The sequence below is a fragment of the Clostridium estertheticum genome, assembly GCF_011065935.2.
Lineage (GTDB): Bacteria > Bacillota > Clostridia > Clostridiales > Clostridiaceae > Clostridium_AD > Clostridium_AD estertheticum_A.
The window spans coordinates 3,510,312-3,530,922 of sequence record NZ_JAAMNH020000001.1 but is presented as its reverse complement, the minus strand read 5'-3'; the positions used below and the strand labels follow the sequence as shown (position 1 = coordinate 3,530,922).

Sequence of the window (20,611 nt, the reverse complement as noted above, 5' to 3'; positions counted from 1 at the left end):
ATATAATTAATAATACAACAATTTACAAAAATTCTATATTTGTTTACAAATTAGTTGATAAAAACTATAAATTAGCTTATAGTTACATTCTTACATTTTATTTGTTTTTTAGAGGCTAAATTCTTTATAAACAACAATATTTACTATAATATGGGAGAAATATTATGAGCAATTTATTTGCACTAATAGAATTTAATAAAACAAAAACCAGCTCTCAAATATGAAGGCGGGTTTTTATTTTGTTTAATGAGTATAATAATTTTTTTTATTTTATTTAAATAAATAGTGATAATATTGTGGTAACTTGGTAAAAATAATGATATAAATTTTGAACAAGGTAGACAGCACATAATAATTGTTGTCTAGCGGAAAGAAACATGAGGAGGAACCATATGAAAAGAAATATGAAAAGAAATATTAAAAGTTTAGTATGTTTGTTTTTATCCTTAATTTTTACCACACAGGTTTTTACAATTTCAGCAAAGGCGGAAGGAGAAAATAAGGTTAGTAGCGGAATTCAAGTAGAAGCAAAGTCAGCACTATTAATGGAGCCGTCTAGTGGAAAAATAATATATGAAAAAAATTCTCATGAAAAATTTGCTCCGGCCTCAGTAACAAAAATAATGACTATGCTACTCGCTATGGAGGCTATAGATGCAGGTAAGATTAAATTACAAGATAAAATAACTATAAGTGAAAACTCAAAGAAAATGGGTGGAAGCAGTATGATACTTGATACTGGTGAAATTAGAACTGTGGAAGAAATATTAAAAGGCATTTCTATTGCCTCAGGAAATGATGCAGCAGTCGCGATGGCTGAGTATTTAGGGGGCAGTGAAGGTGCATTTGTAACTATGATGAATGAAAAAGCAAAAAGTCTCGATATGAAAGATACAGCTTTTAAAAACTGCACTGGGCTAAGTGCGGATGGACATCTTACCTCTGCCTATGATATTTCAATTATGTCTAGAGAGTTATTAAAACATCCTAAAATACTGAAATATTCAGGAACTTATATGGAAACTATTACTGAAGGGAGAAAGACTCCTATAGGTCTTGTAAATCACAATAAACTTGTTAGATTTTTTGATGGTTGTGATGGACTTAAAACTGGATTCACAAGCGAGGCGAAATACTGTATTTCTGCCACCGCAGTAAGAAATAATGTACGAATGCTAGCAATAATTATGGGCGCACCAACTTATAAAATAAGAAATAGTGATGCTAGCATGTTAATGAACTATGGCTTCTCTAAATTTGAAACTAAAAAAGTAATAGCAAAAGATGAAGAATTGGAAAAAATACCACTAAATAAAAAAGCTGATAAATTTCTAATAGCTAAAGCAAAAGAAAATTTTCTTATAACTCTTGAGAGAGGTAAGAAAAATGAAATCACTAAAAAGTTTGTTTTAGAGGAAGGCTTGAAAGAGTATAAAAAAGATGTGGCTATTGGATTTTGTGAAATATATGTTGATAATGAATTAAGAGGTAAGATTATTATCTATAGTGATAGAGATATTAAAAAATCTAGAGTGTGGGATAATATTAAAAATAATTTTACTGACCTTTTTGATAGAGCAATCTAAGTTAATACATTTATTGTGATATAAAAGTATAGCTTCTAGGCAAAAAAAACTTTGCTTGGAAGCTGATTTTTTTTATAATATAGTATATTTTTCTTTTTAAATTACATACTGACTAGTTATTTATTTTAAGATGCACTATACTTAAAATAGCATAATATAAAGAAACTAATATAAATGCCATATTTCTTTATAATTAAAATTTTATTTAGGAGAGAGTGTACATGCCATTAAGTATTAAAGTAACTAATTTTGAAGGCCCTTTTGACTTGTTATTGCATCTTATTAAGAAAAATGAGATGAACATTTATGACATTAATATTTATGAAATTACCAATCAGTACTTGGAGTATCTTAAAACTATGAGTGAAATGGATTTAGAAGTAACATCGGAATTCATTGTTATAGCTGCAACTTTAATTCAAATTAAATCCAAACGATTATTACCTAAAAATAAAGAGGAAAACAGTAAAGAAGAAGAAAATGATGTAGAAGCGGAATTATTAAATAAATTAATAGAATATAGGAAATATAAAGCTGTAGCGGAAGACTTAAAGATACTAGAGCAGGGAGCAGGTATAATGTTTAGTAAGAAACCAGAAATAATAGAAGAAGATAATAAAAGCACTAAAGAAATAGATTTTCTAAAAAATGTTACAATGCTTGATTTGTATAATTTGTACAACAATTTAATGCAGCAATATATAAATAAAATGAATGTTGATAATATCATAAATAAAAAAATATTAGTGGATGAATACAAAATAGAAGATAAGATGGAAGAATTAAAAGAAGCACTTAATTTATTTGGAAAAGTATATTTTTCAAAGTTAATCATTGGATATTCATCAAAAATAGAAGTTATTGTCACGTTTTTAGCATTACTTGAACTAATTAAGATTAGAAGTGTGAGAGTAATTCAGGAAAGTACTTTTAAAGACATATATTTAGAAAGGGTAAATTAGCATGAAGGAATTTAATATTACACAATTAGACATTGAAGAGGTTTCTACTAAAAAAATATATTTTTCTATTATTGAATCCTTGTTGTTTGTTACTGGAGATTCATTAAAACTAACGGATATAGCAAATATTTTAGAATGTAGCAATGATTTTACAAGAGAACTAGTAAATGAATTAATAGTAAAATATGAAGAAGAGGACAGGGGAATTAAAATTATAGTAACTAATGATCAATATCAATTTGTTACAAAACCCTGTAATAGTGACTATGTTCAAAAACTGTTAAAGACGAATATTAGACAATCACTTTCGCAGGCCTCACTTGAAACACTAGCAATAATTGCATATAAACAACCCATAACAAGAGTGGAAATTGAGGATATCAGAGGTGTAAAAAGTGATAGAGCCATATATACCTTGTCAGAAAAAAAGTTAATTGAAGAAAGTGGACGAAAAAATGTCCCTGGAAGACCAATTATTTATGTAACTACAGATGAATTTCTTAAACATTTTGATTTTTATAGTCTGGCTGAAATGCCGTCTTTAGAAAAGTTTAATAATGAAAATTTGCAAGAAAATATTGAAAGCGATGAAGCAGAATAACTATTTTCAAAGATTTAAAATTATAAAACCTTGCCATAATAAAGCTTTATATTAAAAACTTTATTATGGTAGGGTTTCACATTTGACATTTATAAGTTTAAATTTAATTATTCATCACACTTTTCACTATCTTCAGATTCTTTATACTTATCGCTCTTATCCTTAAACATACTTTTAATAATGTCGATTACTTGTGGTACAGTATCAACGATTCTATCATATGTATTTTGCTGATCTACAGATAATAGCCTTATTGAATCGTTTTTAACAACTAAAAATGCAACAGGCTTAACAGTTACTCCAGCTCCAGAACCACCACCAAAAGGGTATTTATCGCAGGAAGAACTAGGTTTAACATTATTAAATTCACTACCACCAGATGCAAAACCAACACATACTCTTGATATAGGAATAATTGTAGTACCATCTATTGATTCTACAGGGTCTCCTACAATGGTATTTACATCTATCATATCTTTTATACTTTCCATAGTGGTCCTCATTAAATTTTCAATTGGATGACTATCCATGTACATTTCCTCCTTTATATTTTTTCAAATTTGAATTCTTATGCTTTATGCTTATAAGGCAAGTTATCATTACAAATGACATATAAATAATTTTTCCTAAACTGGTATAAATTATACTAGAAATTTCTAAATTAAAATCATTTTCTTCGAAATGAGGGGTAACTTTAAGATCTATTTTCTTTACTTCAACAAAATTTTGTAATAGCAAATACAAAAAACTATAGGAAGTATGAATTAGGCCGTATAAAATAGCTACAAATGCAGCATCATCAAGCCCATATTCTAAATAAGTATTTAAAATCATTGTTGGCTTAAATTTTAAATTCTTAATTTTGTAAATAATTAATTTTATATCGTTATAAGTTAATGATTTAAAAAAATCTATCTTTGCGATTCCTTTTTCGATGCTTTTTATTTTAGAATTTACTTTATCTTTCGAAGGGCTTTTTGCCTTTATTTTTTTATTATATATATAAATTTCCAAAACTTTGTTCCTATATTTAAGAGTTATTTTCAATGGGATTGGAAATAATATAATTATTAAGGTTAAAAGAATTACTATTATACCTTTAAACATGTCAACCTCCCAGTATGGCTAATAATTGGTATTATGTCCAAAAATCTATAAAAAAATCAATTAAGCACTATATATCACTATATTTATAGTTGTTCAAAATTATTTACTAAAAATAAAGAGGTGAGGTTATGAGAAAAAAGTTTAAAATGTTTTTATCAATAGTTTTATGTTTATTTTTTTTATTCACATCATTAATTCAAAATGTTTACGCTAAGGATATATACGTTAATGCTATAAGTGCTATAGCAATAGACGCAGATACAAAGATTGTTTTATATGAAAAAAATGCATATACTCCCATTGAAATTGCAAGCACCACAAAGATAATAACTTGCCTTGTGGCAATTAAATGTGGAGATTTAAACAAAAAAATAATTGTGTCAGAAAAGGCGGCTTCTATACGTGGTTCAGAAATAGGGTTAAAAAGTGGAGAAGAAATAACCTTGAAAGAGTTATTATATGGGCTTATGCTGAGGTCTGGAAATGATGCTGCTATTGCTATTGCAGAAGGAATAAGTGGAAATGTGGATGAGTTTCTAAAGCTTATGAATGAGTATGCACTAGAAATTGGATTACTTAATAGCAATTTTGAATCTCCTCATGGCTTAGATAGTAGTAATCATTATTCTACGGCATATGATTTAGCTTTAGTTACTGCAAAGGCAAAAGAAATTAAACTATTTAATGATATAGTATGTTCTAAAGATATTGATGCTAAAGAATATGGTTTTAATAGAAGCTACCATAATATAAATAAAATTTTATATCTTTTACCAAATGCCACAGGAGTAAAAACAGGTTTTACTGGAAAGGCAGGTAAATGTTTAGTTACTTCTGTTAAAATTCAAAATAGAGAGGTTATTATAATTACTTTGAATTGTACTCCTAGATGGAAAGAAACTGAAAAAATAAATAATTATATAGAAAAAAACTATGAATATAAGAAACTAATTAGTAAAGATGATACTTTGGGATCTCTTAAAATAAAAAATGGGACCACTAATGTACAAATAGTAAGTGCAAGAGATATTATAATACCAGTAAAGGTGGATGAAAATATTGATATTAAAATTAAAAAGCCCTTATATGAGATAATTGCTCCAATAAAATTGGGTGAAAAGGTCGGTAGGGTAGAAGTATATTCAAACAGTAAACTCTTGTTTACAGAAGCGTTAGTAGCTAAAAACACTGTGCCAAGGAAAAATATGTTTAGTCGAAAATTTGATAAAATTGTGAATTTTATTATTCCTAATAAATAAATAAATAAATAAAAGAGCCTATAAGACTCTTTTATTTATTTGCTAAAAACATTATAAGTAACCATTTAGTAAGTGACTAGATATTCTTCTGGTATTTCGAACTATTGTTATTTAAATTGTAACAATTTTTAGACTTTTAAATATTTTAATAGTATAGTGCTTAGGAGGTTATATTGATGAGTTATGAACCCTACGATTGTATTGATGTAGGAAGTGAATTTTGTCCTAGCCACACTAAACTGCGATAATGAGCTTATCATTTTAAGGACCTCAGATTTATTTTAATGATACCTTTAGCACCATCCCAATATATTGAATGTATAATACTGTTAATTAATAGATGTTTACTATTGAAATCTAACTCATCGGATAGAGAAGAAAAGTTACTTAAGGAATATAGGAATTTATTTGCGTCCCATTTATCGTTTTTATAGGAAGTAGCTTTTAAGTTTTCAAATTTATACTTTAGTTTTTCTAATTCATCCCCTAATTTCAAAATTTGCGGTCTTATATATTTTGATATCTCATTGTCTAGTGATAATTGGCTTATTAGAATATCTATTTGGGCTTGCTTTATTTTCATTTGTGATGGTAAATTGTCTAATTCGCATTGCATAAAATTATTTCTGGTCATATCAGATTTAATTTTATTTAACTCTTCTAAAAGAACACTTTTGTCCATTGTCACATTTTTTAAATTATCTATAACTATTGGTTCAAGTTCATCTACTCGGATATTAGGATTGTTACATCGAAGGCCTTTTGAATAATCTTTAGTACTACAAACATAATACTGGATTTTTTTATTGGAATGCGCACTAATATGACCATGTTTAACTATCATACTTTTACCGCATTTAGAACACTTTAAAGTTCCGGTAAGTAAAGCAGCGGCTGAGGTTCCAAGGCGGGGAGCTTTGTTTTTGTTTTCATCTAATATTTGTTGAATCAAAAGCCAAACAGGGGCATCAATAACTCCTTCATGTTTAGAAACAGCAGCTATCCATTCACTTATATCTCGTTTAATATTAGTACCTTTACTTTTATTATAAGTTAGAATGCCATGAATATCGTCAACCTTTCCCATTACATTCATTCCAATAAATTCTAGATGCTTCATAACTGCTTCATTTGCTCTAACGTAGAGAGGATTTCTTAATATAAGCTGAATTCTTTTCTTATTAAAGTCAGCTCCATTTTTTGTCTTAATATTTTTTTGAAAAACACAGATAAAAACCTGGCTAATAGACTTATATTGTAAATATTTATCATATATGAACTTTACAACATCTAATTCTTCTTTTACAGGGTATAGAGTATGCATAGTTTTATCTTTGAACTCAGAATCTAAATAGGACGTTTTTTTACTTTCATAGCCTAAAGGTGTTTGGCCTCCCAGCCATCGTCCGCTTTTAGCTAACTCCAACATATTGTCTCTTACCCTTTCACCAATAGTTTCACGTTCAAGTTGTGCAAAAACAGAAGCAATATACATCATGGCACGACCCATAGGGGTTGAGGTATCAAATTGCTCATTAACACTTATAAAGCTTATATGCAGACTATCTAATTCATTTATAAGAGTAGAAAAGTCAGATATATTTCTACTGATTCTATCAAGTCTGTAACAGATAAGTACATTAAATTCTCTTTCTTTTGCATCACTTAGCATTTTTTGAAACTGAGGCCTTTGAATATTTTTTCCTGAAAAACCTTCATCTTCGTATATTATAAACTTATCAATGCCCAAATGATTACCTTCATGCTTACATAGTTCAATTTGGTTAATCAGTGATTCACCTTTTGTTGTAATCTTTGATTTTCTGGAGTATATAGCTGCAATTTTCAATTTACTTACTCCTCAATAATTGATTTAAAGTTTGTTAAAGGGTAAACTTGGATAAGAGGTGAAATTCCATAGTATGTGGACTTTAATAGCTTTACAAAATAAAGATATGTATTTTAAAAAATAATATGCACAAGTGATGTATATAACTTAATATATTTTGGTATTTACATCTTTGTAACATTGTGGTTAAATAAGCATACTATAATATAATAGTGTGTTTGGGGGATTATAAATGAAGGTTAACTCTACCGTCCTTTTAGAATTAAATAAGAGCGAAATAGAACTTTTAAGCGGACTCTATACAAAAACTGCGTTAAGAATATTAGCTTCAAAGCTTTCATTACAAGAAATAGATGAATTAATAGAGAAGCTTAGCCAAAAGTAACACTAGCTTATAAAAAGGATTATGGTTACAGGTGTAGAATGAATAGAAAAGGGAGAACTTAAAAGCAATTAGAAGTGTTATTTATTAATAAAAAACAAACAATACTGAATATACTAAACAAATTCTATTAAAAAATGATATACTATTATAATATTAATACAACATGAAATATGGAGATGATTTATATGAAGTTATGCGATGTATGTAAAAAAAATATAGCAATGATATTAACATCAAAAATTGAAAGTGGAAAAACTGAAACAGTAGCTTTATGTATAGAGTGTGCTAAAAAGAAGGGTGTTCCAGTTATGGATCAATTGATGCAACAAGCTGGCATATCTTCAGAGGATATTGAAAATTTAAACCAGCAAATGGGTAATATCTTTAAAGACATGGATTTAGAAGATATGAATTTAGAAGATATGAATTTAAAAGATATGAACTTAGAGGATATGAATCTTGGAGATATGAACAATGAGAATGGTGAAGGGAAAAAACTTATTGGTAATATTTTTAATGGCTTATTTTCACCTAAAGATGAAAATAAAGATTTTATAGATGAGGAAATTGAAACTTCCTCAAAGGTTAAAGATACACCTGAAGATAAATCAAAAAAGAATTGGTTTAAAAAGAAGCGAAAGCACTTAGACACTTATGGAATAAATCTAACAAACAAAGCAAATCAAAAGGGTGTAGACAAAGTTATTGGAAGAAATAAAGAAATTGATCGTGTGGTACAGATTTTAAATAGAAGAACCAAAAATAATCCTATACTAATTGGAGAAGCTGGTGTAGGCAAGACAGCTATTGCAGAGGGCTTAGCCGTTAGAATTGCGGAAAAACAAGTTCCAGAGAAATTATTTAATGCTGAAGTTTATCTCCTTGATCTTACGGCTGTTGTTGCAGGCACTCAATTTAGAGGACAATTTGAAAGTCGGATGAAGTCAATCATTGAGGAAGCTAAGGAAAGTGGAAATATAATATTGGTTATTGATGAGGTGCACAATATTATGGGTGCTGGAGAAGTTCAAGGTGGGTCAATGAATGCAGCAAACATTTTAAAACCTGCACTATCTAAAGGTGAAATACAAGTTATTGGCGTGACAACACTTGAGGAATATAGAAAATATATAGAGAAAGACGCTGCACTTGAAAGAAGATTTCAGCCAGTCTTAGTCGAAGAACCTAGTATAGCTGAGACAATAGAAATTTTAAAAGGAATACGAGGCTATTATGAAGAATATCACAAAGTTAAAATATCTGATGAAATAATCGAAGAAGTTGTAAGTTTATCTGAAAGATATATAACTGACAGATTTCTTCCAGATAAAGCTATAGACGTCATTGATGAAGCGGGTTCTAGAGCGAATTTAAAGAATAGAGGACTTGTGGAACTTGCAGGATTAAAAGAACAATCAGAAAAAGTACAAAACTCAAAGAATGATGCAGAGGAAACTGGAAATTTCGAAAAAGCTGCAGAATATAGAATGAAGTTATGCAAAATAAAAGAAGATATTGTTGAAATCGAGAAAAAATGCAATGAGGTTCAAATTACTGTAGAGGATATTGCTTTTGTAATTGAATCATGGACTAAAATTCCAATTCAAAAGATTACAGAAAAAGAAGCGAAAAAACTATTGGACTTAGAAAACAGACTACATAAACGAGTTATAGGACAAAATCAAGCTATTACGAGTTTATCTAGAGCAATTAGGCGGAATCGTTCAGGATTTCGAAAAAAGAAAAAGCCTTCCTCTTTTATTTTTGTTGGACCAACTGGGGTTGGAAAAACAGAGCTAGTTAAAGCACTGGCCTGTGAGCTTTTTGGAAGTGAGGAAGCATTAATTCGTATAGATATGTCTGAATACATGGAAAAACATACGGTTTCAAAGTTGATTGGTGCACCGCCAGGATATGTAGGCTATGATCAAGCTGGCCAATTAACTGAAAAAGTCAGAAGAAAGCCTTACTGCGTGATCCTTTTAGATGAAATAGAGAAAGCTCATCCCGATGTTTTTAACATGCTGTTACAAATTCTTGAAGACGGAAGATTAACAGATAGTCAAGGCAGAACTGTTTTTTTTGATAATACTGTAATAATAATGACATCTAATGCAGGTACTAAATTTAAAGCAAGTAGCATTGGTTTTGTTCAGGACAATTATGATATTTTAGAAGCTCGTGTAAAGGATGCACTAAAAGAAACGTTTAGGCCGGAATTTTTAAATAGAGTAGATGAAACTATTGTATTTACTCCTCTAAACAAGGAAGAACTTCGCAAAATAGTAGATTTAATGATTATGGAAGTTGTGGATGAGGTAAGAGAAAAGAAAATCATATTAGAAATAACAGACGAGGTAAAAGACTTTGTATTAGAAAAAGGATACGATGATAAATATGGAGCAAGGCCACTCAGGAGGACTATTCAAAAATATATTGAAGATGAGATTGCAGAGCAGTATCTTCAAAATGAATTTACTGAAGGGTCAAATATAACCATAGAATTAAAAGGTGGTAAAATCGTTATAAGGCTTCAATAAATAAGATGCCATAAGGATAAACCGTTTATACTAATGTACAAAATAAAGTGTAAAAGCTGCTGAAAATCATTCAGCAGCTTTTACACTTTATTGTTCAATATCTTTTTCTAGTAAATTATAAGCTTTTTTAGAACTGTAAAACACGTAATGCTCCTCCATATAGGTAATGCAATAGAAAAATACGTCACATAAAAAGATTGCGAAAAATATATCCATTATAACGTGTTGTTTAACAAATTGAGTGGATATAATAATAAGAAATCCTACCACATTAACTGGAATTTTAATCCGTTTCCTAGCATCTGTGAGATTAATTCCTTTCATGGCAAGGTATGCAGTAATTACATGTATGCTTGGAAAACAATTAAAGGGCTTGTCCGACTTATAGGTGAATAGAATCATTTTTGAGAATATATCATTCCCTGTGACAAGAGGCCTTGAAACAGTGGTTTGAAAAAAGTAAAAGGTTATAAAAGCAATAACATAACATAGGACTAGTGTAATCATAATCTTATAATAAACTTTTCTGTTTTTAAAGCACAAATAAACAAAACAAATGGCTAAGTAAAACCATAAAGACATATAAGGTATTATAAAGATTTTTATAAGTGGTAAAGATCTATCTAAATCAGTAGTTAGGTCATAAACCCCTCTCTGGGTATTATTCAGTGTCCAATAAAATAAATTAGAAAAAGGGATAGAACCAATAAGTATTAGTGGCAACAAATTTTTAAAAAGTTTTTTCAAGTAATCAGTCCTCTCTTCATAGACCATTTTAACGGAAAATCAAAATAGTTTCAATGATTTTTGTGAAAATTTTTTATGAATATTGTGTCATTACTATAAAATTTAAACATTTCTATGAACAGGGTGAATAAAATGCACAGGGTAGAATCGCAGTTTGGTGTTGCGAGCATGTCCTTGCCATCTGGCAGAAACAGGAGACTGTATATTATGTTCGCAGCTAGCAGGTAAAAATTTCTGTGACTGTAGTAATTGGAATGGAGTATGTATATATCAAGAATATGCTTCAAACAACTACAAAGCTAAAGAAAGTAGGAAATATTATTATTGCAAAATAGTAGAGAAAAATAAATATGAGGATAATATTATTGTATTTACATTAGAAGCAAGTGATAAATTGGTAAGTGAACTGGTTCATGCAGGAAGCTATGTTTTTGTTAGACGGCCAGATACGGATACAAGATTTGATACACCAATATCAATAATGGATACTGATACAAGAAATAATACCATAACTATTGCAATAGAATTAAAAGGATCTAAAACTAAAGCATTAGATGTATTAAAGCAAGGGGAGGAGATGCTGGTAAAAGCACCATTTTGGAATGGCATTTTAGGATTAAAAAACATAAATACAATTGTGAATAGCAAATGTTTAATTGTAGCAAGAGGTATAGGGCAGGCCCCCATGATACCTCCACTTAAGCATTTGCATGGGAATAATAATGAAATTACAGTTGTGCTTGACAATTCTCCCTATAAAAATAGCTTCGTGAGTGGGTATCTAGATAAATATGCTTCAAAAGTTATAATGGTTAATACTATAGTCCGTGGCAGAATCACAGATGAATTTAATAATATATTGAAGGATTTAATCCATAATAATGATATTAAATTAGTGCATTGTGATGCGGCAGATGTTTTAAATTATGAATTGATGAAGGCTGTACAAGATATAGACAAAAACATTAAATATTCCTGTTGCAATAATGCGAAAATGTGCTGTGGAGAAGGCATTTGCGGTTGTTGCACAAGAAAAAATAACGACCGCAAATTAAGAAGGCTCTGCAAAATGCAGACAGAACCTAAATACGTATTAGAGGGGAGGAGAATATTTTGAAGGTTATTGTAATTGGTGGTGGTTGGTCTGGGTGTAGTGCGGCAATCACAGCAAAGAAAGCTGGTGCTGAGGTTATATTATATGAAAAAACAGATATGCTTTTAGGACTTGGAAATGTAGGTGGCATTATGAGAAATAATGGAAGATATACTGCATCAGAAGAAATGATAGCTCTAGGAGCAGGAGATTTAATACATTTAACTGATGATAATAGTAGACATAAAAATATTGATTTTCCGGGGCACAAACATGCCTGGCTTTACGATGTAAATAAAATTGAACCAGCAGTTGAAAAATATTTAAAAGCTATGGATATAGAAATAAACATGGTAACAAGAGTTGTAGATGTTGAAAAAGAAGGCAATAGACTAAAAGGAATATATCTATCAGATGGAAAATATGTTGAGGCAGATGTATTTATAGAAACTACAGGTTCAACAGGTCCAATGGGTAACTGCTTAAAATATGGAAATGGATGTTCAATGTGTGTGTTAAGATGCCCAGCTTTTGGACCAAGAGTAAGCATAAGCTACAGAGCAGGTATTGAAGACTTAAAAGGAGAAAGAGAAGAAGATGTATATGGAGCCTTTAGCGGTTCTTGTAAACTAGCTAAGGATTCCTTAACGAGTGACGTTATAAAACAACTGGATGAAACAGGAGTGGTTGTTTTAAAGGTCCCAGAAGAAGATGTTAATTTAGATAAACTTAAATTAAAGGTATGTCAGCAGTATGCTCTTAAAGAGTTTGCAGAAAATTTAATACTTTTAGATACGGGTCATGCAAAGCTTATGACGTCGTATTATCCATTAGATAAATTAAGAAAAATTAAAGGCTTAGAGCATGCAAAATATATAGATCCATATGCAGGGGGAAAGGGAAACTCCATAAGATACCTATCCGTAGCTCCAAGAACAAACAGTATGAAGGTTATAGGCCTAGATAACTTGTTCTGTGCAGGTGAGAAGGCTGGGTTATTTGTAGGGCACACAGAGGCTATTATAACGGGTGCTTTAGCTGGACACAATGCAATAAGAAATTATTTAGGTATGCCGCTACTTATATTACCAAGATCTCTAGCCGTGGGAGACATAATAGCATATGCAAATGAAAAAATAGACTCTAAAGAAGGAAGAACAAACAGATATACCTTCGCAGGAGCAGAGTATTTTAATAGAATGCAGGAACTCGGACTTTATACTTTGGATATAGACAAAATTGTGGGGAAAGTAGAAAAATTAAATCTAACCCACATATTTAACGAAAAACTTATATAGAGCAAGAAATGGAAAGGTCAGCTTAAGATGAGCGGACCTTTTTACTTTTTCGAACCTTTATAACTGCAAGGTATTTCAAAACAAATAAGTTAGGGGACTATGTAGCTATTTTTTAATAAAAAGCAATATTTGAGGATAATTCCGCAATTCATGGCGAGTAATAAAATTTATTATATTGTAAAATGAGAAATGTAAACGATAAATAAGAATTACTTAGAGAAACTAGTCTTTTGTAATAGTAAATTATAGAAAAGTAGATTCTCAATTAATATATTTTGAAAGGAAGTGAAAAACCTGACTTTCCTGTTATAACTATGTTGTGACTTGAAAATCAGTATATATTATGGAGAATACATGTAATGAGAAGAAGTTGAAAGTTGGCATAATAGGTTGTGGTGGCATTGCAAATAACAAACATATGCCCAGTTTAGCTAAAATATCACAGGTTCAAATGGTAGCATTTTGTGATATTTCAAAAGAAAAAGCTGAGGCGTCTGCAGTGAAATTTGGAACTAAAGATGCAGTGGTTTATGAAGATTACAAGGAACTTTTGAAAGACAAAAGTATTGATGTTGTACATGTATGTACACCGAATAGATCGCATAGCACCATTACTGTAGATGTACTAGAAGCTGGCAAGCATGTAATGTGTGAAAAGCCAATGGCTAAAACCACAGTTGAAGCAAGAAGAATGCTGGAAGCTTCATTACGTGTAGGTAAAAAACTTACTATAGGCTATCAGAATCGCTTTAGAGGTGACTCAAGATACCTTCATGAAATTTGTGAAAATGGTAATTTGGGAGAAATATATTTTGCAAAAGCGCATGCTATAAGAAGACGTGCGGTGCCTACTTGGGGGGTTTTTCTTAATGAATTTGAGCAAGGTGGAGGCCCTTTAATAGACATAGGTACTCATGCATTGGACCTAACCTTATGGATGTTAAATAATTATAAACCTAAATATGTAGTTGGAAATGTATATCATAAGCTTAGTAGTAAAGAAAATGCAGCTAATGCATGGGGACCCTGGGACCCTAAAAAATTCACTGTAGAGGACTCAGCCTTTGGATTTATTACCATGGAAAATGGAGCAACTATTATTTTAGAATCAAGTTGGGCATTAAATAGTCTTGATGTAGGTGAAGCGCAAACAACTCTTTGCGGTACAAAGGGGGGAGCAGATATGAAGGATGGACTTCGGATAAACGGAGAAAATCTAAGTAGATTGTATGAAACCAAAGTAGACTTTAGTTCTGGTGGGGTTGCTTTTTATGAAGGAAGCTCAGAAGATCCAGCAGACCTGGAAGCAAGAGCGTGGATTGACTGTATATTGAATGATAGTGAGCCTGTAGTAAAACCAGAACAAGCATTAGTAGTTACAGAAATACTTGAAGCAATATATGAGTCTTCTAAAACAGGAAAACCTGTCTATTTTAATAATTAAGAATATAAGGAGGTTGTTAATATGTATATAGGACTTTTAACAGGATGTCTAGGTGGTATTCCACTTAAAGAAAAAGCAAGATGGGCAAGCGTGCATGGGTTTAAGTCTTTAGAACTTGCTTGTTGGCCAAGAACTAACAGTCGTGATTATTCAGGAAGTGAAATAGATGTAGCTAACTTTACGCAAGAGGAAGCGGAGAAAATAAAAGCATACTTTAATGAGTATGGGCTTACTATATCTTCAATTGCTTATTATGATAACAATTTACATAGAGACCTTACTATAAGGTCTAATATAAATAAACATTTTAAAAAATGTGTAGATGCAGCAGTACTCCTAGGGGTGCCAGCAGTAGGAACTTTTGTAGGAAGAAATATAGATAAGTCCCTGGAGGAGAACTTTGATGAGTTTGAGGTTGTTTTTGGAGATTTAGTGAAGTATGCGCAGGAGAGAGACATTAAGGTGATAATCGAAAACTGTCCAATGATTGGTTGGCAGGTAGCGGGAATGCCAGGGACTATTTCATTTACTCCTGAGCTTTGGAGAGAGATGTTCAAAAGAGTTCCTAATAAAAACTTTGGATTAAATTATGATCCATCTCACATGCATGCTCTACTAATGGATTATATTACTCCTGTTAAGGAATTTAAGGATAGAATATTCCATGTACATGCAAAGGACACAGAAGTATTTAAGGAAAATTTAAAAACATATGGTGTATTTAACAAACAACTAAACATAAGCTCCGAGGACTTTGGATATTGGAGATATAGAATGCCTGGACTTGGACAGGTAGACTGGAAAAGTCTTTTTAAGGAGTTAACAGATGTAGGCTATGCGGGAGTGGTTAGTATTGAACATGAAGATCCCCTTTATGAAGGTAGCGCAGAAAAGGTAAAGGAAGGTCTGCAAATTGGAATAGATTATCTTCAAAAATTAATATAGAACTATTTAGGAGATGTTGAAATGAAGATATTTAAAGTAGGAATTATTGGATGTGGGAACATATTTCCCATGCATGCTCAATCTGTAAATGCACTCGAGAATGCTAAGGTGACTTGTGTATGTGACATAAAGGAAGATAGAGCAAAAATAAAGGCAGAGCAATATAATTGTGCATACTATACAGATTATAAAGAAATGATTTTAAAGGAAGAATTAGATGCAGTTCACATATGTCTTCCTCACTATCTTCATGCAGAGGTGGCTATTTATGCTGCCAATCATGGTAAACATGTGCTTACTGAAAAGCCTATGTCTATAAGCCTTCTAGACGCAGAAAATATGATTTTGGCTGCAAAAGATAACAAGGTTACATTGGGAGTTATATTTCAAAATAGATATAATCCAGGGTCACAACTTATAAAAAACACTCTTGATTCCGGTGAACTTGGTAAAATACTATCAGGTAAGCTTGAGGTTACTTGGAACCGTTCAGATGAATATTACAGTCACAGTGATTGGAAAGGTACCTGGGAAAAAGAAGGTGGAGGAGTTATTATAGATCAAGCAATTCATACTATGGATCTAATGAGCTGGTTTGTAAACTGTGACATAGATTATATAGATGCTAGCATAAGTAATAGGGCTCATGAAATAATACAGGTAGAGGACTGTGCTGAAGGAATTATAAAGTATAAGAATGGAGTAGTTACAGCTTTTCATGCCATTAATTATTATACTTATGATGCTCCGGTAGAAATAGAACTTCATTGTGAAAATGGGATTGCAACTATGGTAGGGGATAGAGCTCATGTGGTGCTTAACGATGGCAGAGAATTAATTGCAGATAATAACCCAAATGAAACTTTCGATTATGGAAATGGAGCAAAGGGATATTGGGGAATAAGCCATTCAAAACAAATAAAGAACTATTACCATGCATTAAGTTTAGGCATCCAGCCTGATATTAATGGGGAACAAGCAATAAAAACACAAAGAATTATATGTAGCATCTATGAATCTGGTAAAAAAAGAGTTAAAATAAAGCTGTAACAGGCAAAATAATTATAGGCATACAAGTCTAAAAATTTGTATGCCTATTTTAATATACAATTGTTGTCTGAATTAATTAAACTTCTGGAGGGTATTATGCAAGTTAGCTTAGAAAAAACAATATTAGAGCAGGATTTTCCGTTTAGATTGTTCTTTAATGATGGGAATACTAGCACACCTCATCATTTTCATGAGGATATTGAAATTATTTATCTTGTGGAAGGAAATCTTAAAGTAATGGTAAATAAGGAAATCTATAACTTGATAGTTGGGGACATACTCATTATTGGTTCAGGAGAGATTCATTATTTTTTTAAGCAAAAACAAGTCAGCAAAAGAGCCGTGATACAATTTAGAATGTCAATATACGATAGCTTTCTTTCGGGAACAAAGGATAATAGAATTATTAAACCAATGTTTATTCACTCGAGTCTCCTGACTTACGGAAGTGAAGTTCACGATTTAATGGAAAAACAGATACAGGAGATTATTGAGGAGTACGGCAAAACTAAAGAAGGATATAAACTCATTTTAAAAGCAAGACTCTATGATTTGGCAGTTATACTACTTAGATATATGCCTAAAACAGCCTATTCAAAGGAGGATGAGAGTAGACAAATGGAGAGACTTAAGAAGCTGGATAAGGTATTTGCACATGTAGAGAAAAATTATCAAAATCAAATAGGGTTAGATGAGATTTCAAAAGTTGCAGGCTTTAGTAAGTACCATTTCACTAGATTTTTTAAAGAAAATACTGGAATGACCTTTGTGGAGTATTTAAACAATTTTAAAATAACAAAAGCTGAGTGGTACCTTATGTATGATACCAATTCAATTACAGAAGTTGCGTATAAATCTGGATTTAATAGCGTTAAAACTTTTAATAGGGTATTTAAAAATTCAAAGGGCTCGGCACCTATGGAGTACAGAAAAACTATAAAATAGCGTTGATAGTTTAATATCAACGCCGTTTTTAATTAAACTTATTAGATATTTCAGTTTTCTAAAAACCAAGATAATATATGTTTGTACTGAAAATTTTCACCATAGGTTAGCTTATTAAGCTTTATTATGGAGTCTTTTACCTTAGTTAGGTAAGTTGAATAGTACTGATCGGTTTTATTTAAAGTGTTTTCACAAACTGTTGGATTATTAAAAACTAAATATTTTCTGCAGATAAAAGGCCTTACATTATAAATGCTGCAATTGCTATCACTATCTAAAAAAGAACAAGGAATATTAGCGGTGGAATATAATTTATAGTTTTCATCCATAAATCTACCATTAATATGTATAAGCTGTGATAGCGTATCTTTGTTTTGATTGATTTTATACTCAAATTCAGCCAATTTATCAGTAGAATAATGTTCACTCATATAATTTTTTATTAATTCATTTTCAAGTTGACTTGATAAAATCGGTAAAAAGCAACAATGATTGCAACCCTGCTTGCAAGAAGTTACTTTCTCTATAGGTTTTAAAGCATTATCTAGCTTTTCGTAAAGTCGTTTGAGTTTCCGTATTGCCTCCACCTGAGGTAATTCGGAATTTATTGAATCGATTCTAGATTCAATAAAACCATTTAAAATTTTAACTGCCATGATAATTTCAGTTTGATCGTAAATGACTTGCCTTCCAGTATCAGGTAGGGTCATTGCTTCATAAATATGATCTTTTTTCATACAACAATCAGAAAAAAATTTGTCACTTCCGCATATACATAATTGATCTTTAGGAATTATTGCTAAACTAGCATTAATTTGCATTTTAAACTTTCCCCCTTGTTTAAGCTCATTTGAAAAATTACTGTTTATAATTTGTGCACTATCATTATATTATTTATATTATATTACAATAGATAGGTTGATTCTACAAGTAAATGTAAGCTCAGTACAGTATATCCTATTGTAAATGCATGTGTATTTTTGTTTTTTCACTAATTAATTAAGTTAGCAGTATATTATGCAAGGGAATACAAACAATACATTTATGTGGAAAAGATTTATTGTTTATGGACTGTTAGGCCTTTTGGCAGAGGTTTTGTGGAATGGTTTTGGCGCGCTGCTTACGGGTGATGTTTTACTTAGGGGCACTACCTGTATTTGGATGTTCCCTATATATGGGCTTGCTGTATTTCTTGAACCTGTGCATTATAGGATAAAACATCTTCCGCTTATTGCTAGGGGAGGTATATACATGGTTCTTATATTTGCAGTAGAATTAGTTTGCGGACTGCTGCTAAGGTCGGTTTTAGGTATGTGCCCTTGGAACTATGTAAATAAAACATTATCAATAGGCGGAATAATTACATTGGAATATGCCCCAGTATGGTTTTTGGTTGGGATTATCTTTGAAAAAATCCATGATGCTATAATACGCATTGAAAACAGTATTAATTATAAGGCTAAATGAGTAATGTGAAATTTTTAGAAATGTAAAAGAATATACAGTGTGTTTAATGTAATAAATACATTAAACTACTGTATATTCTTTTATTTGATATTATTACCAGGAGTTAAAGTTAACAATAAAGAATTAATGTTTTCCTTCAAAAGTTCTGCACTTTGAAGGGAAAGTCCTGTAGAGCAAAGAATTTTATTTGGTATTTCAATGGCCATTGTTTTTAATTCAACACCCTTATCAGTTAATTTAACGTATACTTTTCTTTCATCTATAGTATCTCGATTTCTATTTACTAGCTCCATGAACTCTAATTTTTTAAGCAGTGGCGTCAATGTTCCAGAATCTAGATGTAATTTTTCTCCCAGGTCTTTTACTGTTATATTATCTTTTTCCCATAATACTAAAAGAGAAATATATTGAGTATAGGTTATACCCAGTTTATCTAAAATAGGCTTATACAACTTTGTTATTTCACGTGAACAAGCATATAGAGCAAAGCATAATTGGTTATCTAATTTAAGTGCTTCATGTTTCACTTGGATCACTTCCTTTATGGTTTTTCATTTTACTTATGTTAAAATAAAAAAAGTATGAACATAAAACATATATTAAAACTTGAAAAATATGTTTTATGTTCACACTAGTAAAATTAACGCAATGGAGTTTTATAGTAGTTTTTTTATATTTTCTTCAATACCCATTGGCTCTATGGGTGATTCAAATCTTTCTACAACATTTCCTTGTCTATCTACTAAAAATTTAGTGAAATTCCATTTAATTGAATCACCTAATAAATAGTCAGGAAATTTTTCTTGTAAAAAATCATGTAAATGTTTAGCACTTGGGTTATTCATGTCAAATCCTTTAAATGCTACTTTATCAGTTAAATATTTAAATAGTGGATGAGCATCATTACCTCTAACTTCAACTTTTTCAGAAAGTGGAAAAGTTACTCCAAAATTAATTTCACAAAAACTTTTTACCTCGTCATTATTTGCAGGTTCTTGCTCTGCAAACTGATTAGATGGGAAACCAAGTATTTCAAAGCCTTTAGAATTATATTTCTCATATAGTTTTTGTAAATCAGTAAATTGAGGTGTAAACCCACATTTACTTGCAGTATTAACTATTAATAATACCTTATCTTTGAACTCACCTAACGTTGCATCCTCTCCATCGATAGTTTTAAATTTATAGTTATAAATGTTCATAATTTAATAATCCTCCTTTAAATGTTTTTCTTATATTACAATATGTTAATTTAATTATGTTAAATTAAATTGTATTCAATTGATTTATGACTTGAATATATCACCTTAATCATAAACTGTCAAGGACTTCT

Annotated in this window: 20 protein-coding genes; 13 read left to right on the top strand and 7 right to left on the bottom strand. The window is 30.7% G+C overall.

Translation table 11 applies throughout. The features are described from left to right. Positions 1–392: 392 nt before the first annotated feature. From G9F72_RS16800 to scpB, 3 genes are all read left to right on the top strand, one after another. The gene (locus G9F72_RS16800) at positions 393–1,586 is read left to right on the top strand and encodes a serine hydrolase (protein WP_411955937.1); all 1,194 of its coding nucleotides are present in this window, start codon (positions 393–395) and stop codon (positions 1,584–1,586) included. Between the two features lie 221 nt (positions 1,587–1,807). Continuing rightward, positions 1,808–2,548 carry a segregation/condensation protein A gene (locus tag G9F72_RS16795; protein WP_164955784.1) on the top strand — a complete coding sequence of 247 codons (741 nt, stop codon included), beginning with the start codon at positions 1,808–1,810 and terminating at the stop codon, positions 2,546–2,548. Position 2,549: 1 nt separating this feature from the next. Then, positions 2,550–3,149, top strand: coding sequence for an SMC-Scp complex subunit ScpB (scpB, locus tag G9F72_RS16790; protein WP_164955783.1), 600 nt, complete (start codon positions 2,550–2,552; stop codon positions 3,147–3,149). Between the two features lie 107 nt (positions 3,150–3,256). Here scpB and ytfJ read toward each other — a convergent pair whose 3' ends face one another. Next, positions 3,257–3,679: a GerW family sporulation protein gene (gene ytfJ, locus G9F72_RS16785; protein WP_164955782.1), complete on the bottom strand. Its 423-nt coding sequence runs from the start codon at positions 3,677–3,679 to the stop codon at positions 3,257–3,259. Then, positions 3,672–4,256, bottom strand: a complete 585-nt coding sequence (locus tag G9F72_RS16780; RefSeq protein WP_164955781.1) for a DUF2953 domain-containing protein — start codon at positions 4,254–4,256, stop codon at positions 3,672–3,674. The genes ytfJ and G9F72_RS16780 overlap by 8 nt, the downstream gene beginning before the upstream one ends. A 128-nt stretch (positions 4,257–4,384) precedes the next feature. Between G9F72_RS16780 and G9F72_RS16775 the strand changes: the two genes are divergently transcribed. Continuing rightward, positions 4,385–5,515 (top strand): D-alanyl-D-alanine carboxypeptidase family protein, encoded by a 1,131-nt coding sequence (locus tag G9F72_RS16775; protein WP_164955780.1) that lies wholly within the window; start codon positions 4,385–4,387, stop codon positions 5,513–5,515. A gap of 256 nt (positions 5,516–5,771) precedes the next feature. Here G9F72_RS16775 and G9F72_RS16770 read toward each other — a convergent pair whose 3' ends face one another. Continuing rightward, complete coding sequence (locus tag G9F72_RS16770) at positions 5,772–7,364, bottom strand: recombinase family protein (protein ID WP_164955779.1); 1,593 nt, start codon at positions 7,362–7,364, stop codon at positions 5,772–5,774. A gap of 232 nt (positions 7,365–7,596) precedes the next feature. Here G9F72_RS16770 and G9F72_RS16765 point away from each other — a divergent pair, with 232 nt between their 5' ends. Further along, positions 7,597–7,749, top strand: a complete 153-nt coding sequence (locus G9F72_RS16765; RefSeq protein ID WP_164955778.1) for a hypothetical protein — start codon at positions 7,597–7,599, stop codon at positions 7,747–7,749. Positions 7,750–7,934: 185 nt separating this feature from the next. Then, positions 7,935–10,289, top strand: coding sequence for an ATP-dependent Clp protease ATP-binding subunit (locus tag G9F72_RS16760; RefSeq protein ID WP_164955777.1), 2,355 nt, complete (start codon positions 7,935–7,937; stop codon positions 10,287–10,289). An 87-nt stretch (positions 10,290–10,376) separates the two neighbouring features. On the opposite strand, the gene G9F72_RS16755 is transcribed toward G9F72_RS16760, so the two are convergent. After that, positions 10,377–11,036 (bottom strand): phosphatase PAP2 family protein, encoded by a 660-nt coding sequence (locus G9F72_RS16755; RefSeq protein ID WP_224676151.1) that lies wholly within the window; start codon positions 11,034–11,036, stop codon positions 10,377–10,379. Between the two features lie 157 nt (positions 11,037–11,193). Between G9F72_RS16755 and G9F72_RS16750 the strand changes: the two genes are divergently transcribed. The 6 genes from G9F72_RS16750 (at position 11,194) to G9F72_RS16725 (ending at position 17,811) form a co-directional block, all read left to right on the top strand. Next, positions 11,194–12,153 carry a sulfide/dihydroorotate dehydrogenase-like FAD/NAD-binding protein gene (locus tag G9F72_RS16750; RefSeq protein ID WP_224676299.1) on the top strand — a complete coding sequence of 320 codons (960 nt, stop codon included), beginning with the start codon at positions 11,194–11,196 and terminating at the stop codon, positions 12,151–12,153. Continuing rightward, the gene (locus tag G9F72_RS16745; protein WP_164955774.1) at positions 12,150–13,427 is read left to right on the top strand and encodes an FAD-dependent oxidoreductase; all 1,278 of its coding nucleotides are present in this window, start codon (positions 12,150–12,152) and stop codon (positions 13,425–13,427) included. Before G9F72_RS16750 ends, G9F72_RS16745 begins: the two co-directional genes overlap by 4 nt. 343 nt (positions 13,428–13,770) lie before the next feature. Then, a complete protein-coding gene (locus G9F72_RS16740) occupies positions 13,771–14,871 on the top strand; it encodes a Gfo/Idh/MocA family protein (protein WP_164955773.1) in 1,101 nt (366 codons plus the stop codon). A 21-nt stretch (positions 14,872–14,892) separates the two neighbouring features. Then, the gene (locus G9F72_RS16735) at positions 14,893–15,816 is read left to right on the top strand and encodes a sugar phosphate isomerase/epimerase family protein (protein WP_164955772.1); all 924 of its coding nucleotides are present in this window, start codon (positions 14,893–14,895) and stop codon (positions 15,814–15,816) included. 21 nt (positions 15,817–15,837) lie between these two features. Next, the gene (locus G9F72_RS16730; protein ID WP_164955771.1) at positions 15,838–16,866 is read left to right on the top strand and encodes a Gfo/Idh/MocA family protein; all 1,029 of its coding nucleotides are present in this window, start codon (positions 15,838–15,840) and stop codon (positions 16,864–16,866) included. 96 nt (positions 16,867–16,962) lie between these two features. Next, on the top strand, positions 16,963–17,811 hold the full coding sequence (locus G9F72_RS16725) for an AraC family transcriptional regulator (RefSeq protein WP_164955770.1): 849 nt from the start codon (positions 16,963–16,965) through the stop codon (positions 17,809–17,811). Positions 17,812–17,861: 50 nt separating this feature from the next. Here the strand turns inward: G9F72_RS16725 and G9F72_RS16720 are convergent, their stop codons facing one another. Next, positions 17,862–18,632, bottom strand: a complete 771-nt coding sequence (locus tag G9F72_RS16720; protein WP_164955769.1) for a YkgJ family cysteine cluster protein — start codon at positions 18,630–18,632, stop codon at positions 17,862–17,864. Between the two features lie 223 nt (positions 18,633–18,855). Here G9F72_RS16720 and G9F72_RS16715 point away from each other — a divergent pair, with 223 nt between their 5' ends. Continuing rightward, positions 18,856–19,278, top strand: coding sequence for a putative ABC transporter permease (locus G9F72_RS16715; protein ID WP_164956070.1), 423 nt, complete (start codon positions 18,856–18,858; stop codon positions 19,276–19,278). Positions 19,279–19,358: 80 nt separating this feature from the next. On the opposite strand, the gene G9F72_RS16710 is transcribed toward G9F72_RS16715, so the two are convergent. Next, on the bottom strand, positions 19,359–19,805 hold the full coding sequence (locus G9F72_RS16710; RefSeq protein ID WP_318010955.1) for a MarR family transcriptional regulator: 447 nt from the start codon (positions 19,803–19,805) through the stop codon (positions 19,359–19,361). Positions 19,806–19,934: 129 nt separating this feature from the next. Continuing rightward, a complete protein-coding gene (locus G9F72_RS16705; protein ID WP_164955768.1) occupies positions 19,935–20,480 on the bottom strand; it encodes a glutathione peroxidase in 546 nt (181 codons plus the stop codon). Between the last annotated feature and the right edge of the window lie 131 nt (positions 20,481–20,611).